Annotated in this window: 12 protein-coding genes; 4 read left to right on the top strand and 8 right to left on the bottom strand. The window is 71.0% G+C overall.

The window, feature by feature from the left end:
* Positions 1-48 precede the first annotated feature (48 nt).
* Positions 49-2,853 (bottom strand): M48 family metallopeptidase, encoded by a 2,805-nt coding sequence (locus ElP_RS30440; protein WP_145276669.1) that lies wholly within the window; start codon positions 2,851-2,853, stop codon positions 49-51.
* A gap of 158 nt (positions 2,854-3,011) precedes the next feature.
* Here ElP_RS30440 and ElP_RS30445 point away from each other — a divergent pair, with 158 nt between their 5' ends.
* Positions 3,012-3,422, top strand: coding sequence for a hypothetical protein (locus ElP_RS30445; RefSeq protein WP_145276671.1), 411 nt, complete (start codon positions 3,012-3,014; stop codon positions 3,420-3,422).
* 951 nt (positions 3,423-4,373) lie between these two features.
* On the opposite strand, the gene ElP_RS40130 is transcribed toward ElP_RS30445, so the two are convergent.
* The 6 genes from ElP_RS40130 to glgX form a co-directional block, all read right to left on the bottom strand.
* Positions 4,374-4,580: a PIN domain-containing protein gene (locus tag ElP_RS40130; protein WP_231749322.1), complete on the bottom strand. Its 207-nt coding sequence runs from the start codon at positions 4,578-4,580 to the stop codon at positions 4,374-4,376.
* A gap of 207 nt (positions 4,581-4,787) precedes the next feature.
* Positions 4,788-5,069 carry a ribbon-helix-helix domain-containing protein gene (locus ElP_RS30455; protein ID WP_231749323.1) on the bottom strand — a complete coding sequence of 94 codons (282 nt, stop codon included), beginning with the start codon at positions 5,067-5,069 and terminating at the stop codon, positions 4,788-4,790.
* A gap of 429 nt (positions 5,070-5,498) precedes the next feature.
* Positions 5,499-7,265: a sigma-70 family RNA polymerase sigma factor gene (locus ElP_RS30460; RefSeq protein WP_145276673.1), complete on the bottom strand. Its 1,767-nt coding sequence runs from the start codon at positions 7,263-7,265 to the stop codon at positions 5,499-5,501.
* Positions 7,266-7,813: 548 nt separating this feature from the next.
* Complete coding sequence (locus ElP_RS30465) at positions 7,814-8,269, bottom strand: hypothetical protein (protein WP_145276675.1); 456 nt, start codon at positions 8,267-8,269, stop codon at positions 7,814-7,816.
* 591 nt (positions 8,270-8,860) lie between these two features.
* Positions 8,861-10,744, bottom strand: coding sequence for a gluzincin family metallopeptidase (locus ElP_RS30470; protein ID WP_145276676.1), 1,884 nt, complete (start codon positions 10,742-10,744; stop codon positions 8,861-8,863).
* 285 nt (positions 10,745-11,029) lie between these two features.
* Positions 11,030-13,207, bottom strand: a complete 2,178-nt coding sequence (gene glgX / locus ElP_RS30475) for a glycogen debranching protein GlgX (RefSeq protein WP_145276678.1) — start codon at positions 13,205-13,207, stop codon at positions 11,030-11,032.
* A gap of 202 nt (positions 13,208-13,409) precedes the next feature.
* On the opposite strand from glgX, the gene treY reads away from it, so the two are divergent.
* Positions 13,410-16,535, top strand: a complete 3,126-nt coding sequence (gene treY, locus ElP_RS30480; protein WP_197446498.1) for a malto-oligosyltrehalose synthase — start codon at positions 13,410-13,412, stop codon at positions 16,533-16,535.
* Between the two features lie 194 nt (positions 16,536-16,729).
* Here the strand turns inward: treY and ElP_RS30485 are convergent, their stop codons facing one another.
* A complete protein-coding gene (locus ElP_RS30485; protein WP_145276681.1) occupies positions 16,730-17,518 on the bottom strand; it encodes a hypothetical protein in 789 nt (262 codons plus the stop codon).
* 375 nt (positions 17,519-17,893) lie between these two features.
* Here ElP_RS30485 and ycaC point away from each other — a divergent pair, with 375 nt between their 5' ends.
* Both ycaC and ElP_RS30495 read left to right on the top strand, forming a co-directional pair.
* Positions 17,894-18,520, top strand: a complete 627-nt coding sequence (gene ycaC, locus ElP_RS30490; RefSeq protein ID WP_145276683.1) for an isochorismate family cysteine hydrolase YcaC — start codon at positions 17,894-17,896, stop codon at positions 18,518-18,520.
* A gap of 16 nt (positions 18,521-18,536) precedes the next feature.
* Entirely contained in the window at positions 18,537-19,175 is a 639-nt protein-coding gene (locus tag ElP_RS30495; protein WP_145276685.1) for an MSMEG_1061 family FMN-dependent PPOX-type flavoprotein, read from the top strand.
* Positions 19,176-19,233 lie beyond the last annotated feature (58 nt).

The raw sequence follows: 19,233 nt of genomic DNA on the forward strand, positions 1-19,233 counted from the left end.
GGGGCGTGACGGGAATCAACACGGCCGAGGGGCGGGAAGTCATATCGACTAAATAACACATGATCGATCACCCACGACACCCTCCCCCCCGGCCGGCGCCTCCGGCGGGGGCAGCCCGAGTGCCCGCTCCACCTGCTCGACGGCCAGGGCCAGCCGGCCGATCAGGCGGCAGTGCAGGGTCAGGATCCGGTCGATCGCCTCCCCGGAGGCCTCGTAGAGCGGCACCACCTCGTCCCTGCCGGGGATCGAGGCCGGCAGGGCGAACCTCGAGAGGCCGACGGTGCCGTCGCCGTGGTGGAACGGGTAGGGGATCGCGTCCCCGAGGCGGCCCCGCAGCTCGACGAGCCGGTCGTGCAGGCGGGCGGCGAGCCGGAGCACGCCGTTGACGTAGGCCTGGTTCTCGTCGTTCCCCTTGAGTAGGCCGAGGGCCCGCTCCAGCGCCCCCCGGGCCGAGATCACCGCGACCAGCGCCGGCAGGACCCGGCCGGCGACGTGCGCCCCCGCCGGGTAGAGCCCCCGGGCCTCTCGCCTCCAGGAGTCGGCATCGGGGACCCTCGCCGACATCGCCCCCGACTCCAGGAGGGACAGCCCGGCCATCAGCCGGCAGGCGACCTGCTCCTCGAACGGCTCGAAGTGGGGGGAGAGGCGCAGCAGGTACGAGTCCAGCTCCTGGCGGGCCGCCTCGGCCTCCTCCAGCCTCGCCTTGCCGAGGCCGAAGTCGGCGGCCTTGACCCCCTTGAACCCGGCCTTGAGGAGGTCGGCGGCGGCCTCGACGCCGACGAGGCGGGCGAGCGCCTCGCGTCGCCTCGTCAGGGCCTCGGCGTACCGGGCCCTCGACGCGACCAGGGCCTTGCGGGCCCGGGCCAGCTCCTTCGCGGCGAGATTCGGGTCGTTCGGGGCGGTCGGCGGCACGGCGGGCAGCGGCAGGGGCCGGGAGGGTTCGAAGGCGGCGAGGTAGAATCGGTCGAGCCCGAGGTGCCCCTCGGCCACCGCCTCCTGGTCCCGGACGATCTCCGAGACGGGGGTCAGGGCCTCGGGCCGGACGGCCTGGCCGAGCGCCTGGCGGTAGTAGTTCAGGGTGGCGGCCCGGGAGAGGCCGTCGAAGTCCCGGAAGAGGTCGGTGGCCGGGCCGTCAAGGCCGAAGAGCCCGTCGGGGCCTTCGAGCCGGGCGTTGGCGATGCGATCGGTGTCGCTGGGGTGGGTGTCGAAGAGGCCGGTGCGGCGCGAGTCGACGGCCCCCATCAGGGCGGTCCGGACCTCGTCGGGGATCTGGGCGACGTTGGCGAGGACCAGCCGGGTCAGGTCGTCGGCCAGCCGATTCTCGGTCCAGCAGGTGGCGAGATCCGCGTGGGCCCCCCGGGAGGCGAGGCCCAGGACGGCCAGTCGTCGGCAGGTGGACTCGAACACGTCGGACCCGACCATCCGGGCCTCGTAGCGATCGGCGTCGTACTCCATCTGCCGCATCATGAAGCAGCTGATCCCGTGGCCGACCATCATCAGGGCCCAGAGGAGCTTGCGGACCAGCCAGATGGCCAGCTTCACCAGCAGGCCGACGGCCGTCAGGGCGTTGCCGGCGCGGACGAGGCCGTCGAGGTTGGCGTCCCAGTCGTCGCGCTCGTATACCAGGCGGGCGAACCAGGCGTTGATGGCCCGGATGACGTTGGTGAGCCTCATCCCGGCCCCCTGGGAGAAGTGGCCGAACTCGTGGGCGAGCACCCCGGCGAACTGCCTCAGGTCCAGCCCGGCGACCAGCGGCAGGCCGATCGTCAGCGTCAGCTCCGAGTTCCAGACCGAGAGCGGCCCCTTCACGAAGCCGGCCGAGGCGTTCACGTCGCAATCCACCACCACCCGAGACGGCGTCGGCGCCCCGACCGACCGGCAGATGCCGTCGATGAAGGCGAAGACCAGGGGCTCCGCCTGGGGGTTCAGCGCCCGGGTCTTCCCCCGCCTCGCCGGCCGGGCGAACAGGGGCTTGAGCAGGAACAGCACCAGCGTCCCCCCGGCGGCGATCGGCGCCAAATAGAGGAACACGGCCACCTTCATGCTGCCGCTCGACCCGCCTGCTTTTTGGAGCGGCACATGACCATGCGTGGCGTAGTAGAACGTGGCGAAGGCGGCCAGGGCGATGGTCGCCAGGTAGATCATCGGCAGCGTCAACATGGCCGCGGCGACCACCAGCAGCCCGAGCCGGTAGACCAGGGTGGGCCGGACCGGCTCGATCTCGCCCCGGAAGGCGGCCAGGATCTGGGCGGGGGTGCGAGACGGCCTCGTCCGGGCGCCGGCCCGTTCGGCGACCTCGGCCAGCGACGGCCTCCCCGCGACGGACGGGGCGACCGTCGCGGCGGCCCGGCGCCCGACGGCCCGGGCGGGGGCGTATCGGGGGGCCACCTCCTCGGCCAGGGCGTACCCACCCACTTCATCCTCGGCCTCGGCCTCGGCCCCGGCGGCCGGGCCCGGCCGCCGGGGGTCCCCGGCCTCGGGCTCGTCGTCCTCCACCAGGAGGATCTCGACGTCGTCCTCCGTGATCGGGGGAAAGGACCCGGCCGGGGGGAGCGGGGCGTATCGGGCCGTCGGCCGGTCCGCCCCCCTCGGGACGACGGCCGGGGGTGGGGACGGGGGGACGGGGCCGGCGCGAGGGGCCGGGGGCCGGGCCATCGGCCGGGTGCCCGCCCCCCGGGCGATGGCCCCGTGGCCCGGGCCCGCGTCCGGGGCCGATGGGGGGGCGGGCGACGCCACCGGGAGGGGGACCGCGAGGCCCGCCTTGCACTTCGGGCACTCGACGACCTTGCCGCCGAGGTGGTCCTTCACGCGGGCGGCGAAGCCGCAGTCGACGCACGAGATCGCGATCGGCATGGCGGACACCCTTCGGGGCGGAGCCGGTCCGTCTTGCTGGCGACGTGACCACGCCAGGAAACCCGATCGCGCCGCCGATTGCAAGGGTGTTTGATCGGCCCTGGTGATCGGGGGAAACGGCTGGTCGCGGCGCCCCCGCCCCTGGTACGATGTTCCCCTTGCCCGCCCCGTCGGGGCCGCCCCCGATCCGCCCCGGATCGGCCGGCCTCGCCCGGGGCGTCGCCCATCGACCCGAGACCCACCACCCCGAGCACGCCCCGGCCGCCATCGAGCCGGACGAGGAGGCCCCCGCGATGGAGACGTTCGACCCGAAGATCCTCCGCAAGCTGTTCCGCCATTCCCCCCGGGTCAACACCCTGTTCGACCAGACCCGGGCCGCGCTCCGGGCCGAACGCGTCGCCAACCCCCCCGGCCCCGGCAACCTCCGCGACCTGAAGGCCCAGGCCGACAAGGACGCGATGCACCAGACCTACCAGACGGTCTCCTCCGACTCGGCCTACGCCAGGGACGCCGCGCAGTACAACGTGCTCTTCAAGAAGGACCACGGCGACGTCGCCGTCCGCCCCTGACTCGATCCCGGGCCCCTGCTCCGCTCCGGTCCCGGTCCCTCCCCATCCTGCCCGGTCGTCCGGGGATCGCCCCCCGATCCCCGGACGGCCATCTAGGCCCCGGAATCCGCCGCCAACCGGCCCGAAATGGGTTCGTTCCGCGCACCGGCCCGGGGGAATCGGCTTCGATTCGCGCGAACGATTCCGGGGCGATCGGCCCCGCCTCGATCGACGAACCTGGGTTCGTTTCTCTCCGGGGAAGGCCCGCCCGGGGCGAGCATCCCGGGGGCGGTGCGCCTCGGCGATCCGGGCCGGTGCGCCCCGACGTTCCGGGCATACCCGGACCTTTTTGCCTATCTGACAATGGGTTGCGCCGATCGAAATGGGTTCGTTCCGCGCGACGCCCCACGGTGAAATGGCTTCGTTCCGCGCGGTGCGTCCCGGGCGGTTGGGTTCGTTTTCGCGCCGCGGTTGGGTTCGTTTTCGCGCCCCCCGGTTGGACCCGACGGGCGATCCCCGGGGCTGGACCGTGCCTCGGGATCGGGGGCGGTGCGCGTCCGGTGCGCCGGACGCTCGACCTGCTCGGATTGCCAAAGAGGATCGGCCGGAGGATGCCCGGCCCGCTCGAAAGGTCGTGGGGCGTCGGCCCGGGGGCAACGCACCGTCATCCTTTACTATCGTGGGAAGTCGTCCCGGCAGTCACTCGAAATGGGGACGTCCCGTCGACCACCCCGGGCCGGTCGACGGGCAAGGCCCCGAGTCGCCGGGACTCCCGACGATAGGGGCCTGGGTGCTCGGGCTGGCGTCGAGACGACTCCAACCGCCGCGGCCGAGCCCGGCACGTCCCCCGGCGAACACGTCGCCGGTCGCGCGTTCCCCCCTCGGTCACGTCTGCCGGGACCGCACTGGAGAGGACACCAGTCGTACCCGCCGAAGGCGTAGGCAGGTCGCCCAGCCGCGTTGCGTACCGGCCTATCGCCAGTTGACCAGTGTGAGGGGGTAGCCCAGCTGCGGGATCCGATGGAAGTGGGCCGTGTTGCCCGTGACCAGCTCCAGGCCGTGGTGCAGGGCGATGGCCGCGATCACGGGATCGGCCGGGCTGATGGGGCGGCCGGCCAGCTCCAGCTCGCCTGCGATGCGGCCGGCCAGCTCACCCTCGGCCGGACTGAACGGAAGCACCTCTTCCGACGCGATCGCGGCGAGGAAGGATTGAAGTTGTCGGGTCGCCTGCCTCCGCCGATAACCCCCGGACCATCTCCATCACGGTGACGACGGAGATGGTGTCTCGGGAGAAGGTCTGGCGGTAGGAGTGGGCATTCGCGACGACCGTGGGATCGACCGCCCTGGTCATCTCCGAGATGATGTCGGTGTCGATGAGGGCCCTGTTCAACGGTCCGGTTCCCGCCACGTCGCGTCTTGCCGCTGGCGGTAGGTGTCGGCCACGATCTCGTCCATGAGTCCGGGGTCCTGACGCATCAGGCCCAGGATCGGATCGGGAGGGGACGGGTTCGCACGAGGTGTCGGTGCGGGCTTATGCTCCTGACCCAGCCCTCGGAGGAGCAGGCGCGCAGCCTCGGCGATCGCCTCATCGACGGAAGAGAACTGGCCTCGCTGCACGGCGGCCTGGATTTCATTTTCCAGGTCCCTGGGCAACTGAACCGTGATCATGGTGTGTCTCCTTCGTCCACAGTTCTTCCATGCACCTCCATTGTGTCAGGTTTCGTTCACTGCTGTGAACCGGCTTGCCAGCCGGCTGTCAGCGCGGAGGCTTCCGAGAATGCCCGCGAAGACTTGGGCTGGGTACTCGGCCGAACGAGGCTGGTAGGATGGCCCGGCCCGTCCGTCTAGCCTCTCGTCGCTGCGCGACCCCGGTTGCTTGCAACCGGGGCCACCCGGGGGGCGTCGGCCCGGGGGCAACGCGCCATCATCCTTTATCATCGTGGAAACTCGATTCGGCAGTCACTCGAAATGAGGAGGGGGCCGTCGACCGATCCGGGACCGGTCGACGGGCAACGCGCCGGCTCGCGGGGGGCCCCCAATACCGGGTGCCGGGGCCTGGGTGATTGGACTGGGGTCGAGACGACTCTAGCCACCCCGTCAGTCCTGCTGAACCTCAGCATCGTCCACCTCGGGCCCGTCCGTGAAAACCGTGAAGAGGGTCATCCCTTCCCGGATGGGGGCGCCCTCGGTGATGCCTTCGAGGATGCCGGCTTCGTAGCGGACCACCCCGCCGGCCGGGGCCTCGACCCGGCACTTCTCGATCATTCGGCGGAGCCTCTCCTCGGCCTCCTTCTCCCGCTTGAACCGAGACTGCTTCGCGAGTTCATCGGCCTTGGCGTTCTCGACCATCGCTTCGAGGGACTTGATCTGCCGTTCAGAGGAGTATTCCGTGAGCAGTTCGAGCGCCCGCTCCGCCTTCCTCAGGGCGATCTCTGCTCGAAGCACACCGACGCGCGCTTCTTTGAGTTCTTCCTCGCTCACGACATCCCTGACACGTGAGCGGTTCCGTTCGATCCTCGTCAACCGATCTTGCGCCAGTTCGAGTTCCGCTTTCTTGAGGTCGATCTCGTCCTGGAGCGTCGCCTCCTCCCGTGGATAGATGCCGTCTTCGTACTCCATCACGTGTAACTCGGCGACCTCTCGGGTCCTGGTCGCGTTCATATGGTCGGCCTGGGCTTGCTCGGTGACGACCTGCCGGATGGAAAGCTGCTCCCAGAGGTCCGACGCGTCGAGTTCGAGGACGACCTGGCCTTTCTCCACGACCGCCCCCTCCTGGGCGACCAGCTTGAGGACGCGGGTCGGCCCCTCAACCGCGGAGGCAGCGAGAAGGCCGTTGGAGCCGGTCTCCCGGATGGAGTCGATCGGAGGTCGCTCCCCGGCCTCGGCCTCACCACCGGAGGGCGGTTCGGCCTGTTTCTGCGAGGGCGGCACGGTGGAAACGAGGGCGGCGGGGGGGGCGTCGGTCGGAGCGGCCGGGCCGGGGCCCGGGGCGGCGGAGAGCGCGGCGATCCCGGCGCCGAGGCCGAGCAACGAGGCGCCGCCGAAGGCGATCGATCGGGTCAGGGCGATCATGGTCATGCTCCTGAGGGTGGAAACGGCCAGGGGGGCGGAGAGCATCGCGAGTGGGAGGCCCCGGGCGGCGAGGGCGAGGCGGGAGGCGGCGGCGACCCAGCCGGTGGGGAGCGGGGCGAGGGCCGAGGGGGAGACGGCGGAGGTGAGGAGGGCCGAGGACGGGTTCGTCGGCGAGAGGCCCCGGCGGGCGAGTCGGGAGCGGAGGCGGGCCTTGGCCCGGGCGAGGCGGGTCCGGAGGGTGCCGGTGGGGCAGCCGAGCCGGGAGGCGGCCTGGTCGTACGAGAACCCTTCGAGGTAGCAGAGGACCAGGGGGTCCCGGTAGCGCGGGGGGAGGCGGTCGAGTTCCTGGTAGAGCGTGGCCCAGTCCTCGGGGAGGTGGGCCTCGGGTTCGGCGGGGGCGAGGTGAGCGGCGTCCTGCTCGGCCTTCGAACGCTCGGCCCGGCGGCGGCGGGCGGCGGCGGATCGGGCCTTGAGCGAGACGCGTCGGGAGACGCCGTAGAGCCAGGGGCCGACGGACTCGGCGTCTCGGATCGAGGGGGCGCGGCGGGCGAGGACGAGGAAGGCGGCCTGGAAGGCGTCTCCGGCGTCGTCGTGATTGTCGAGCACGGCGAGGCAGGCGTGGCGGACCATCGGGCCGTGGCGCTCGACGAGGGCGGAGAAGGCGAGTTCGGCCTCCTCGGCCCGGCCGTCGAGGTAGCGGCCGAGCAGCTCGCCGTCGGACAGGGTCCCCGTCGCGCCCAGGGTGAAGAGCGTCCGCAAGGGCGAGGAGACGGCGGCGGATCGATCGTTCATGAGACGGCCCCCCTGGTCACGGTCCGTCCATAGTGCCGTGGCGGGGGGTCGGGCGCGTCACCTTTTTTCGGGGGCCCACCGGGCGGGTTCGGTGCTCCCGCCAGCCGGCATGAAACTCCGCCCACCGGAATGCCGGCGGCCGGGATCTCCCCAGTCGGTTGCTTGCGCGTCCAGTTGAGCCATGAGGGACGCCGAAGCCCGACTCCCCGACGCCCGGGCCACCTGCCACGAGCCGATCCGCCGGCAGGCCGAAACCATCCTGGAGGCCCCTCGGCGGATCGAGCGTGGTTCGCGGCCCATCCGGACACACGACGCGAGGTCGACGCGAGGTCGCTTCCCGACGGGCCGACCCGGGCGGGCCGCGTCCGGGCGCGGCACAGGTCTGGCGATGACCTGCAAGTCGGGTGGCCGGCAGCCGCCTGCAACCGGCGCGATCGGCGTCCGCAAGGCGGTCACCTCAAGGATGCCGAGCGGGCCGGGCGTTACGATCGTGTGCGGGAGGCGCCGGCCGGACGCTCGGCCCGTCGTTTCTCAGACGGACACGCCCGTCACCTCCCCGAGCCGACGGTGGAGATGGAGCCCTCGATGAGGATCTCCGCCCCGTCGTCCCGGCGATCGACCGTCCCCTGTCCCGCGGCATGCAGGAAGCGGCCAGTGCCGCCGACGATCCGGAAGGCGGAGATGGACTCCGTGTCGGAGAGGAGCTGGCCCACCATCTCCATGCGAAGGACGTCACCGTTGGCCGCCGTGATCACCGCCGTGGCCGTGAATGCGCCGGTCTGGAGGTCGAACACGTGGGGCGAGGAGTAGGTGAACCGGCCGAGGTGGCTGCCCCGCCCGGCGCCGTAGACGTCGGCGACGAGGAATCTCCCGTCGAAGGACAGGGGGACGAAGGCCGTCTCGCGGGCGTCGGCCTTCAGCCTCACCAGGTCGCCGGCCGGGGCGGGGCTGCAGAGGAGGAAGAGGGCGAGGGCGGCGCAGGGCTTCGCGAAGGGCATCATCATCGCCTCCGTTGCGGGAATCGCGTCGACATGCCCGGGTCCGGGGAGCTCCCTCGGTCCACACGCGGCCGGGGCATCACAGTCGGCCCCAGACTTTAATAAACAAAGCAGCGAAGTTCAATATGGGATCCGAAATTCGTCCTTCCATGCCTTTCCATATAGGCAGGTTTCGTTGTCAGTCGCGAGCTTGCCTGCCCCCCGGCGGGCGGAGCAGAGGTTATCGATGCCGACTTCGAAGTCGTGGGCCGGGTACCCGGCCGAACGAGGCGGGCGGGAGGGCGGGCCCGGCCCGGCCTCGGGGCCTCTCGTCGCCGCGCGACCCCGGTTGCGAGCAACCGGGGCCACCCGGCGACGCACCTACCCGCGGGGGGCTCCCGACCCGGGGTGCCGGGGCCTGGGTGATCGGACTGGGGTCGAGACGACCCCACCCACCCCGATCGGCGAGGGTCACGGTTCAAGGGAATCTCGCCGGAATCCGTTGTTCGTTCGTCAATGTGGGACCGCCGCCCTCGCCTGTCCTCCGATGGGGACAGCCGAGGGCGGCCGTCCCACATCGGACGGGTACTGCTGGCGGGAGACCAGGGCGGTCGGGCATCAGAGGCCCGGGACGAGCGACGGGCCGCGGTCGGGTTCGGCCTCGCGGGCGGACCGGACGATGCGCGCGATGTCCGGGCTTCCCGAGGCGGTCTCCCCCCGGCCCGGCGACGCCGACGGCGACGCATCCGGGGCGGTGCGGAACGGGAACAGCGACCGCGACCCGACGATCCCTTCCAGGTGTTCCCTCAGGTTGCACCGCGCCCGCACCAGTCGCGGCGCGCCGACCTCCGGGGTGAGGAGGCGGTAGGGGAACGGGGACGCGGGGGGGTGAGGGGCCCCGTCCCCGCGACGGAGGCCGTCCAGGGCCTGGTGGTTGGTCTCCCGGAACCGGCGCAGGACGTCCGAGAAGGCGGCCCCGATCGGGTCGGTGCCCGCCAGGGACGGCCCGCGCAGCTCGGGGTCGGTGACCAGCAGCAGATCCCGGTAATCCTCGTCCATCGCCAGCATGCCGCCGCCGACGACCCGGAAGAGGAACCCGCCGAAGTCGATCTGCACCTCGTAGGAGTAATAGAGGTAACGCTCGGTGATCGTCGCGGAATAGCCAGCGCTCTTGCCCTCCCGGGCCCCCTCGACGGTCCGGGAGAGCGTGACCATCCGGGGGGTCAAGAGCGTCGCACCCAGGTTCATCGGGATGCGGAGGGCGTCGGCGTGGTCGCGGACCATCCGGTGCCGGGCCGTCGGGCCGGCGCGGTCGAAGCCCTCGAAGGCCGGGCCGATCCCCGGCGAGGGCGGGTCGAGGTCGAGGCTGGGGTCCCAGATGCCGCGGCGCTCGAAGACCTCGCGGGCGATGTCGCGGTGGGCCGGCTCGTCGGGGAAGGCACGCTCGTCGGCGAAGACCATCATGCGGGCCAGCCCCGGCATGGTCACGCTCGTGGGCGTCATGTAGGGGAACGCCCGGATCAGCAGGCCCTTGGTCCAGTAGCTCGCCGTGACGACCGCCTCGGAGAACTCGTCGAAGGTCCGGTCCCCGGGCGACTCCAGCTCGGCCCGGCTGGCGACCAGATTCGTGCGGGGCGGGATGATCGTCTCGACCAGCCGGATCAGGATCTCGTAGATGGCCGCCGTCCAGGTCGTCGAGCGGTCGTGGACCTCGAAGCCGGCCTCCGGGTAGGGCGGCCCCTGGAGCGCCGAGCGGAGGGAGGGCATGCCGACGCCGCCGAGCCCGATGCCGAACTGCTCGGCCAGGTTGCTGATGGTGCTGGGGCGCCGCAGGTCGCCGCCCGAGTCGCGGAAGAGGCGCTCCACGACGGGCTTGTGCTCCAGGGCCGAGAAGAGCGCCAGCAAGTCGCCCATCGACTCGTGGATCGCCCCGGTGTCTACATGCAGCGAGAAGAGGAACTGCGGCCGGAACGAGTCCAGGATGGCGTGCCCCAGCTCGTGTGCGACGATGTCGTGCGACAGGCACGTCCAGATCGGCGTGCGCTGGAAGGGGGACGTGAAGAAGCCGAAGTTGATCGACGGCGAGCCCGAGTCGTAGAACGCATTCTGCCCCTGGAAGGCATGGGGGCGGATCACCAGCGGCCCGCCGTGCTTCCAGGCGATCTCCTGGCCCAGCGCCTCCTCGACCAGCGCGAGGGTGTGCGCGGCGACCGCGAACGCATTGACCTGGTGGAACTGGGGGTTGTCCACCACCTCCCCCTTGCGCCGGAACGACTCGAAGGACAGGTCGGCCTCGGCCGACCAGTCCAGCCCCGGGAAGACGGGGAGGCCGACTTCGCTCGTGTCCAGCAGGTGGAACTTGCTGGAGTTCATCCCGACCAGGAAGTCGGTCTCCAGGGGAAACTCATAGTCGCCGATCAGGTCGGGGAGCGAGGGGTCGTCCAGGAACATCCCCATCCGCTTGGTCCCCGTCGCCGGGGGCAGGCCGGGCCGCGTCGACATCGCATTCATTCCTCTAGTAAAACCATCAGCGGGCGACGACGGCCGACATCGTCCGTCGTGCGCGATCAGCTTAAGCACGGCACGCGCGGCGCCGCAATAAAAAATCCATCCCGTTTGAAATGGCTGAATCGACGGTCGAGCCGGGGGGAGGGATGGGTGGGGGGAGGCCCGGATCGCCGAGCGATCCGGGATCGTGCGACCGGCGTGTGGGGGAGACGGGGGGGAGTGGGTCGGCGGCTCGATCCCACCTCGGGGGGTGGGTGGCGTGGACGGGGAGTCGGGGGGTCAGCGGGCGATGAGGACGATGGTGCTGCGGGGCTGGACCTCGTAGGTGGGCTCGGGGAGGAAGGCGGCCTCCTCGTGGGGGACGATGTCCTCGCCCTCGGGCAGGGAGGTGTCGACGACCCGGTACCAGCGGCGGTCGTCCTGCTCGGGCAGCTCCACCTCGATCGGCTCCCAGAAGGCGTTGCTGGCGACGTAGATGGGCACGTCCCAGCGCTCCTCGGTCTCGAAGGCCTCCAGGGTCCAGGCGAGGAACCGCGAGGTGCCGGAGAAGTCCGGCTTCTCGGGCTCGACGCCGTGCCAGGTGATGTTGCGGAGGATCGGGGTCTCGTCCTCCTCGGAGGTGAGGTAGCGCCAGCGGCGGATGATCGAGTGATTCTTCCGGAAGGCGATGATGTGTTTGGTGAAGCGGTAGATCTCCCGGTGCTCCTTCAGCAACTCCCAGTTGAGCCAGTTGTGGTCGTTGTCCTGGTAGACGGTGTTGTTGTTGCCGAAGGCGGTCCGGCGCATCTCGTCGCCGTAGAGGAGCATCGGCGTGCCCTGGGAGAGGAAGAGCAGGGCCAGGAAGTTCTTGATCTGCTTGACCCGGAGGCGCTCGACCTCCTGCTTCTCCTCGTCGTCGAGTTCGTCGAGCTGGTCGACGGGGCCCTCGACGCCGCAGTTCCAGGACTCGTTCTCGTTGTGGCCGTCCCGGTTCCCCTCGCCGTTGCGGATGTTGTGCTTCTCGTTGTAGGTGACCAGGTCGTTGAGGGTGAAGCCGTCGTGGCAGGTGACGAAGTTGATGGAGTGGTAGGGGGAGCGTTCGCTGTCGTCGCTGGGGGCGAAGAGGTCGTAGGAGCCGGCGACCCGGGTGGCCAGCTCGGCGGCGATGCCCATGTCCCCCTTGACGAACGTGCGGACGGCGTCGCGGAACTTGCCGTTCCACTCGGCCCACCGGCGGTCGGAGAAGGAGCCGAGGCGGTACTGGGAGATGGACCAGGGCTCGGCGATGAGCTTGATCCGGGAGAGGACCGGGTCGGTCTCGATCTCCTCGATGATGGGGGTCTTGCCCTTCTCCTTGAGGTCGACGTCGATGGCGAACACCGCGGCGAGGTCGAAGCGGAAGCCGTCGACGTGCATCTCCTCGACCCAGTAGCGGAGGCAGTCGAGGATGAACCGGCGGACCACGGGGTGGTTGCAGTTCATGGTGTTGCCGCAGCCGGTCACGTCGTAGTAGAACTGCGGCTGGCCGGGGACGAGCATGTAATAGATGCTGTTATCGAGGCCCTTGAAGCTGACGGTCGGGCCGTAGTGGTTCCCCTCCCGGGAGTGGTTGAAGACGACGTCGAGGATGACCTCGATGCCGGCCTTGTGCAGCTCCCGGACGAGCATCTTGAACTCGTCGACCTGGGCGCCGAGCTTGCCGAAGTAGCTGTAGTGGCTCTCGGGGGCGAAGAAGGCGAGGGTGTTGTAGCCCCAGGCGTTGGCCAGGCGCTCGCCGGTCATCGGGTCCCGGAAGGGGCCGTCGAAGCGCTCGAACTCGAAGACGGGGAGCAGTTCGACGGCGGTGATCCCCAGGTCCTTGAGGTAGGGGATCTTCTCCATGAAGCCGCGGTAGGTGCCCTCGAAGTCGGTCTCGGAGGAGTGGTGGCGGGTGAAGGCGCGGACGTTCACCTCGTAGATGATCGATTCTTCGATGGGGATGTCGGGGTGCTTGTCCCCCTGCCAGTCGAAGTCGGACCGGTAGGCGATGCAGCGGGGGGCGCCGCCGAGGTTGGCGACCTTGCTGGGGCGGAGGTGGCGGTCGGGGGCCTCGGGGTCGGCGTTGTCGTAGCCCAGGGGGTCGCCGTCGTTCCAGTCGAAGTCGCCGGCGACGGCGGGGGCGTAGGGGTCGAGCAGGGCCTTGCGGGGGTTGAAGCGGGAGCCGTCCTTGTCGGGCCGGTAGGGGCCGTCGGCACGATAGTTGTAGAGGGTGCTATTGGGCAGGCCCTCGACGAACATGTGCCAGACGTCGCCGGTCTTGTGGACCTCCCTGGAGAAGGGGATGACCACGGCCGGCCTGGCGTCGGCGATGTTGTCGAACAGGAGCAGCTCCAACCGGGTCGCGCCCCGAGAGTGGACCGCGAAGTTGATCCCGTCGGGTCGGACGGTCGGGCCGAGCGGCTCCGGCTCTCCCGGGTGGATGTCCCTGATCGTCGGCATCGTCGGCGAACGGGCGACGAGGCGCCCGCCCCAAGGTAAGATCGAGTCCAGGCACGGGGATGCCCCGCGGCGCGGCGACTCGGCCACGCCGCGGGGCATCTCGTGGCACACTTTAGCAGATTCCGCGCCGATTGTGCAGGCCCGCCGCGTCGCGGCCCCGCCCCGGCCGCTCGACCCCGACCCGACCCGAGGCCCAGCGACCATGCCTCCCCGCCCCGACGCCGACGCCGAATCGAACCCTGTCGAGACCCCGAGCGTCCCCGGGACGACGCCCTCGCCCGCCGAAGTCGAGGCCGACGCCCTGTTCGAGGCGGCCGCCCGGGAAGCCGCCGAGCACCCGCCGAGGCGTCCCCAGGCCACCTACCGGCTGCAGCTGCACCGGGACTTCCGGCTGGTCGACGTGGAGGCGATCGTCGACTACCTGGACGACCTGGGGATCTCCGACGCCTATTTCTCCCCCTACCTCGCCGCCCGGCCGGGCAGCACCCACGGCTACGACGTCTTCAACCACGGCGAGATCAACCCGGAGATCGGCAGCGAGGAGGAGCACGAGCGGCTCGTCTCCAGGATGCTCGACCGGGGCCTGGGCCGGGTGGTCGACGTGGTGCCCAACCACATGGGGATCACCGGGGGCAACCCGCACTGGTTCGACCTGCTGGAGAGCGGCCCCCAGGCGCGATCGGCCCGGTACTTCGACGTGGACTGGGAGCCGGTCAAGGAGGAGCTGGAGGACCGCGTCTTGCTGCCGATCCTGGGGGACCAGTACGGCAAGGTCCTCGAGGACGGCCAGCTCGTCGTCGGCCGGGACGGCGGGTCGTTCCACCTGGATTATTTCGACCACCACTTCCCGCTCTCCCCCCGGTCGTACGCGCTGATCCTCTCGCAGCGGCCCGAGGCGCTGGCCGACCGGGTGAGGCCGGACGACGTGAACCTGCTGGAATACCGGAGCGTCATCGCCGCGGTCGAGAACCTGCCCCCCCGCGACGCCGACGACGAGGAGTCGGTCGCCCGGTTCCGGGCCGAGACGGAGGTGATCAAGCACCGGATCGCCCGGATCTGCGAGGAGAGCCCCGAGCTGGCCCGGTTCGTCGACGAGAACGTCGGCCTCTTCCGGGGGACCCCCGGCGACCCCCGGAGCTTCGACCTGCTCCACGAGCTGCTGGAGATGCAGGTCTACCGGCTGGCCTACTGGCGGGTGGCCGTCGAGGAGATCAATTACCGGAGGTTCTTCGACATCAACGACCTGGCCGGGATCCGGACCGAGGACCCCGAGGTCTTCGAGACGACCCACCGGCTGATCTTCGACTGGGTCGACCGGGGGGGCGTCTCGGCGCTGCGGATCGACCACCCCGACGGCCTGGCCGACCCGGCCGGGTACTTCGCCCGCCTGCAGGAGACGCTGTTCGTCCGGGGGTGCCTGCGGGGGCTCGGCGACGGGGCCGACCCGGAGCGCCGGGGGGCCGTCGAGGAACGACTGCGGGCCCGCTTCCGGGAGGCGACCCGGGCCGAGCCCGACGGACCCCTGGCCCGGCGGTTCCCGGTCGTCGTCGAGAAGATCCTCAGCCGGGGGGAGGACCTGCCGGGGCCCTGGGCGATCGACGGCACGGTCGGGTACGAATACCTGAACGCGTTGAACGGCCTGTTCGTCGACCCGGACGGCCAGGCGACGATCGACGCCTCCTACGTCGAATTCACCGGCGACGGCGAGCCCTGGCCCGAGGTCGTCTACGACGCCAAGCAGCTGATCTGCCGGGCCTCGCTCGCCAGCGAGCTGAACATGCTGGCCCGGCAGCTCAACCGGGTCAGCGAGCACGACCGGCGCAGCCGGGACTTCACGCTCAACGACCTGAGGCGGGCCCTCCGCGAGGTGATCGCCTGCTTCCCGGTCTATCGGACGTACCTCCGGCCCGACGAGCCGATCGCCGAGCGCGACCATGCCTACATCGACCAGGCCGTGTACCGGGCCCGGCGCCGGAACCCGACGATCGACCCCTCGGTCTTCGAGTTCATCCGGGCGGCGATGTTGCTGGAGCACCCGGAGGGGATCTCCGAGGACGAGGTCCGCCAGCGGGAGGCGTTCGTCACCCGGTTCCAGCAGACGACCGGGCCGGTGACGGCCAAGGGGGTGGAGGACACGGCCTTCTACCGGCAGATCAAGCTCGCCTCGCTCAACGAGGTCGGCGGCGAGCCGGGGCGGTTCGGCCACTCGCCGCCGTCGTTCCACGGCATGAACGCCCACCGCCTCTCGACCTGGCCCGGCGGCTTCTCCACCACCGCCACCCACGACAACAAGCGGGGGGAGGACACCCGGATGCGGATCAACGTCCTCTCCGAGCTGGCCGAGGAATGGCAGACCCACCTCGCCCGCTGGGGCTACTGGAACAAGTCGAAGAAGACCGAGGTCCACGGCTCCCCCGCCCCCGACCCGAGGGAGGAATACCTCGTCTACCAGACCCTCATCGGCGCCTGGCCCTTCGGCGACGGCGACGGGGTGCCCGGGGGGCTGATCGATCGCGTCCAGCAATACATGCTCAAGGCCATCCGGGAGGCGAAGCTCAACACGACCTGGACCGACCCGGATCCGTCCTACGGCGACGCCGTGTCCCGGTTCGTCGCCGACACGATCTCGGGCGAGGGGGCCGACGTCTTCCTCAAGGACTTCCTGCCGTTCCAAAGGAGGGTGGCCCGGGTGGGGGTGATCGGCTCGCTCGGCCAGGTGCTGCTCAAGGTCGCCTCCCCCGGCGTGCCGGACGTGTACCAGGGGTGCGACCTCTGGGACCTCGCCCTGGTCGACCCCGACAACCGCCGCCCGGTCGACTACGACCTCCGACGCCGGTCCCTCGCCCGGCTCCGGGACGAGCTCGCCTCCGGCACCCCCCGGGCCGAGCTGGCCTCCCGGCTGATGGCGTCTCCCGAGGACGGCCGGATCAAGCTGTTCGTCCTCTGGACGGCGCTCCAGCACCGCAAGGAGCACCCCGACCTGTACGCCCGGGGCGTCTATCGCCCGCTGGAGGCCGAGGGGGAGAACAAGGCGAACGTCGTCTCCTTCGGCCGGTACCGGGACGGCCGGTACGCCGCCGTGGCCGTGCCCCGGCTGGTCGCCGGGATGATGGGGGACGACGGCACCCGGCTGCCCCTCGGCCCCGACTGCTGGGGGGACACCCACCTCGTCCTGCCCGACACCGGCCTGCCCCGGCGGTGGCGGAACCTGCTGACCGACGAGGTCGTCGAACTCCGAGACGGCGACCACGGACCCGACCGCCCCTCGCTCCCCCTGGCCGAGATCTTCCGGACGATCCCGCTCGGCCTGTTGGTCGAGGAGGGGTGATCGGGCCCTCCGTCGGGTCCCCGGGCCGGGCCCGGTGCCGGGGATTCGGCGTCGCCTCCAGGGAAGACCCGGCCGCATTCGTCGCGGCCGCCCGGTCACCCGAGGCCACCGTCACCACGCAAACGGCCCCCCCGGCGTCGCGAACCGGGGGGGCCGTTTGCTTCCGGGGTGATGGTGGCGGTGCGTCACCCTCCTCAGGGGAGGAGTTGCCGCATCTGCTGGAGGGTGTTGCCCATCAGGCCGACCTGCTGGATGTTCGGCCCGGTCCGCCCCCGGGCGACGCGCCGGGTCCGCTGCTCGAGCCGCTGCCAGGCCCCCTCGACCGCCCGCAACTCCTGCGAGAGCTGGGCCGGGGGGACGCGGCCGGCGGCGAGCTGCCGGAAGCGGCCGGCCGCCGCGCCGAGGTCCTGGGCGTCGGCCACGAACTGCTCGCCCTCGGGCACGTCCCGGGCCGTGGCCGCGAAGGCCTGGAGGAAGCTGTCGGCCTGCCCGGCGAGCGTGTCGGCCAGGCTCGCCAGCTGCGCCGAACCGCCCGGGGCGGGCCCGTAGCCGGGGAAGCCGGCCGGCCCCGGCCCCGGGAAGGGGGGCCGATAGGAGTCTCGGTATTCGGTCGGGGGACCGTAACCCGGCGCGGCGGGGCCGAAGCCGTAGGGCGGCTCCTCCGGCAAGGCGGGCCGGTTATACCCGTATGGGCCGTACTGCGGCGGGCCGTACTGCGGCGGGCCGTACGGGGACACCAGGCGGTCGGCCCGGTAGGGGTCGCCGTAGGGCTGGCCATAGCCCTGGTTGCCGTACGGGTAGGTCGGGCGGTCGGCCCGGTAGGGGTCGCCATAGGGAGATCCCGGGCCGGGCGAGACGACGGGACCGCGCCCGGCCAGAAGGTCGGCGAGATTGATGGTCAGCGATTGGGCCTCGGCGGGAGAGGCCCCCCAGGCGATCCCGAGGGCCAGCAGGCCCGGGCCGATCAAGGCGAGCGACTTCATGGTGCATCCTCCGCGGCGTCGATTCGACGGATCAAGTGGTCCGGACGTGTCGACTCCGATTGTCCTTGTTCGAACGATTGTGCAATCGCTGTGCCCAATCCGGACTCCCCGGCCCGGCGACGCCCGAGGCGACCTCGGGGCGTTGCGGGGACGCATCATGTCCCCGCGTGCGGACGGCGACGACGACCGACCCGGCCGACCCGACTCGCCTCCGGTGGCGGACTCACGGTCGAGACCCGCCGGGCGTGACGGTCGAGCGGCCGAGGCCGACCGACCGGCCCGTCCCATTGCCCGCCGCGGGGAGTCCCGGTATGGTTCTCGGTCGGGGCGGGGCCGCCGGACCGGCCGCCCGACGGTTTCCGGGAGTGCGATCCGATGGGCGAGGCGACGCGATACAGGCGGCTCTCGAAGGACGACGCGGTCGTCCTGCTGGTCGACCACCAGTCGGGCCTGATCTCGCTGGTCCAGGACTTCTCGCCGGGCGAGTTCAAGAACAACGTGCTGGCCCTGGCCCGATCGGCGAAGTTCTTCGGGCTGCCGACGATCCTCACCACCAGCTTCGAGCAGGGCCCGAACGGGCCGCTCGTCCCCGAGCTGAAGGAGCTCTTCCCCGACGCCCCCTACATCGCCCGTCCCGGCCAGATCAACGCCTGGGACAACGAGGACTTCGTCCGGGCGATCGAGGCCACCGGCAGGAAACAGCTCATCATCGCCGGCGTGGTGACCGACGTCTGCGTCGCCTTCCCGACCCTCTCGGCGATCGAGGCCGGCTACGAGGTCTTCGTCGTCGTCGACGCCTCGGGCACCTTCAACGAGGCGGTCCGCCAGGCCGCCCTGGCCCGGATGTCCGCCGCGGGCGCCCAGCTGATGAACTGGTTCGCCGTCGCCTGCGAGCTGCAACGCGACTGGCGGAACGACATCGAGGGCCTGGGGAACCTCCTCTCGGAGCACATCCCCAACTACCGGAACCTGATGACGAGCTACGCCGCGAGGACCCCCTGAGGCGAGGCCGCCCCCCGTGAACCGTCCAGACCCCGATCGGATCGTCCGCTCGGCCGAGGAACTCGAGGCGCTCATCGGCCTGCCCAGCGAGCTGGTGATCCGCAAGCAGCTCGACCACCTCGACGCGCACATGAGGGCCTTCATCGCCCGGTCCCCCTTCCTGCTGCTCGGGACCTCGGGGGCCGACGGCTCGTGCGACGTCTCGCCCCGGGGAGACCTCCCCTCGGTGGCGACCGTGCTCGACGAGACGACCCTGATCCTCGCCGATCGGCCGGGGAACCGCCGCGCCGACAGCCTGAAGAACGTCATCGAGACGGGCCGAATCGGCCTGCTGTTCCTGGTGCCCGGCGTGGGCGAGACGCTCCGGATCAACGGCCGTGCCTGCGTGACCCGAGATGAAGACGTCCTCACCCCCCTGTCCGTCAACGGCAAGCGCCCGGTGGTGGGGATCGTGGTCGAGGTGCAGGAGTGCTACTTCCAGTGCGCCAAGGCGCTGATCCGCTCGAAGCTCTGGACGCGGGGAGAGGCCGAAGCCCCCGACGGCGACGGGTTCGACCTGGCCGAAGTCCTGGTCGACCAGTGCCGGATCGAGGACCAGACCGTCGCCGGTTTGAAGGAGCAGATCGAGACATCCTACCGGGACCGGCTGTATTGATCCCGGCCCTCGGCCCCTTCGCCGCCCCTGGCTGAGATCTCCCAGACGATCCCGCCGG

This window comes from Tautonia plasticadhaerens (genome assembly GCF_007752535.1).
Taxonomy (GTDB): Bacteria; Planctomycetota; Planctomycetia; order Isosphaerales; family Isosphaeraceae; genus Tautonia; species Tautonia plasticadhaerens.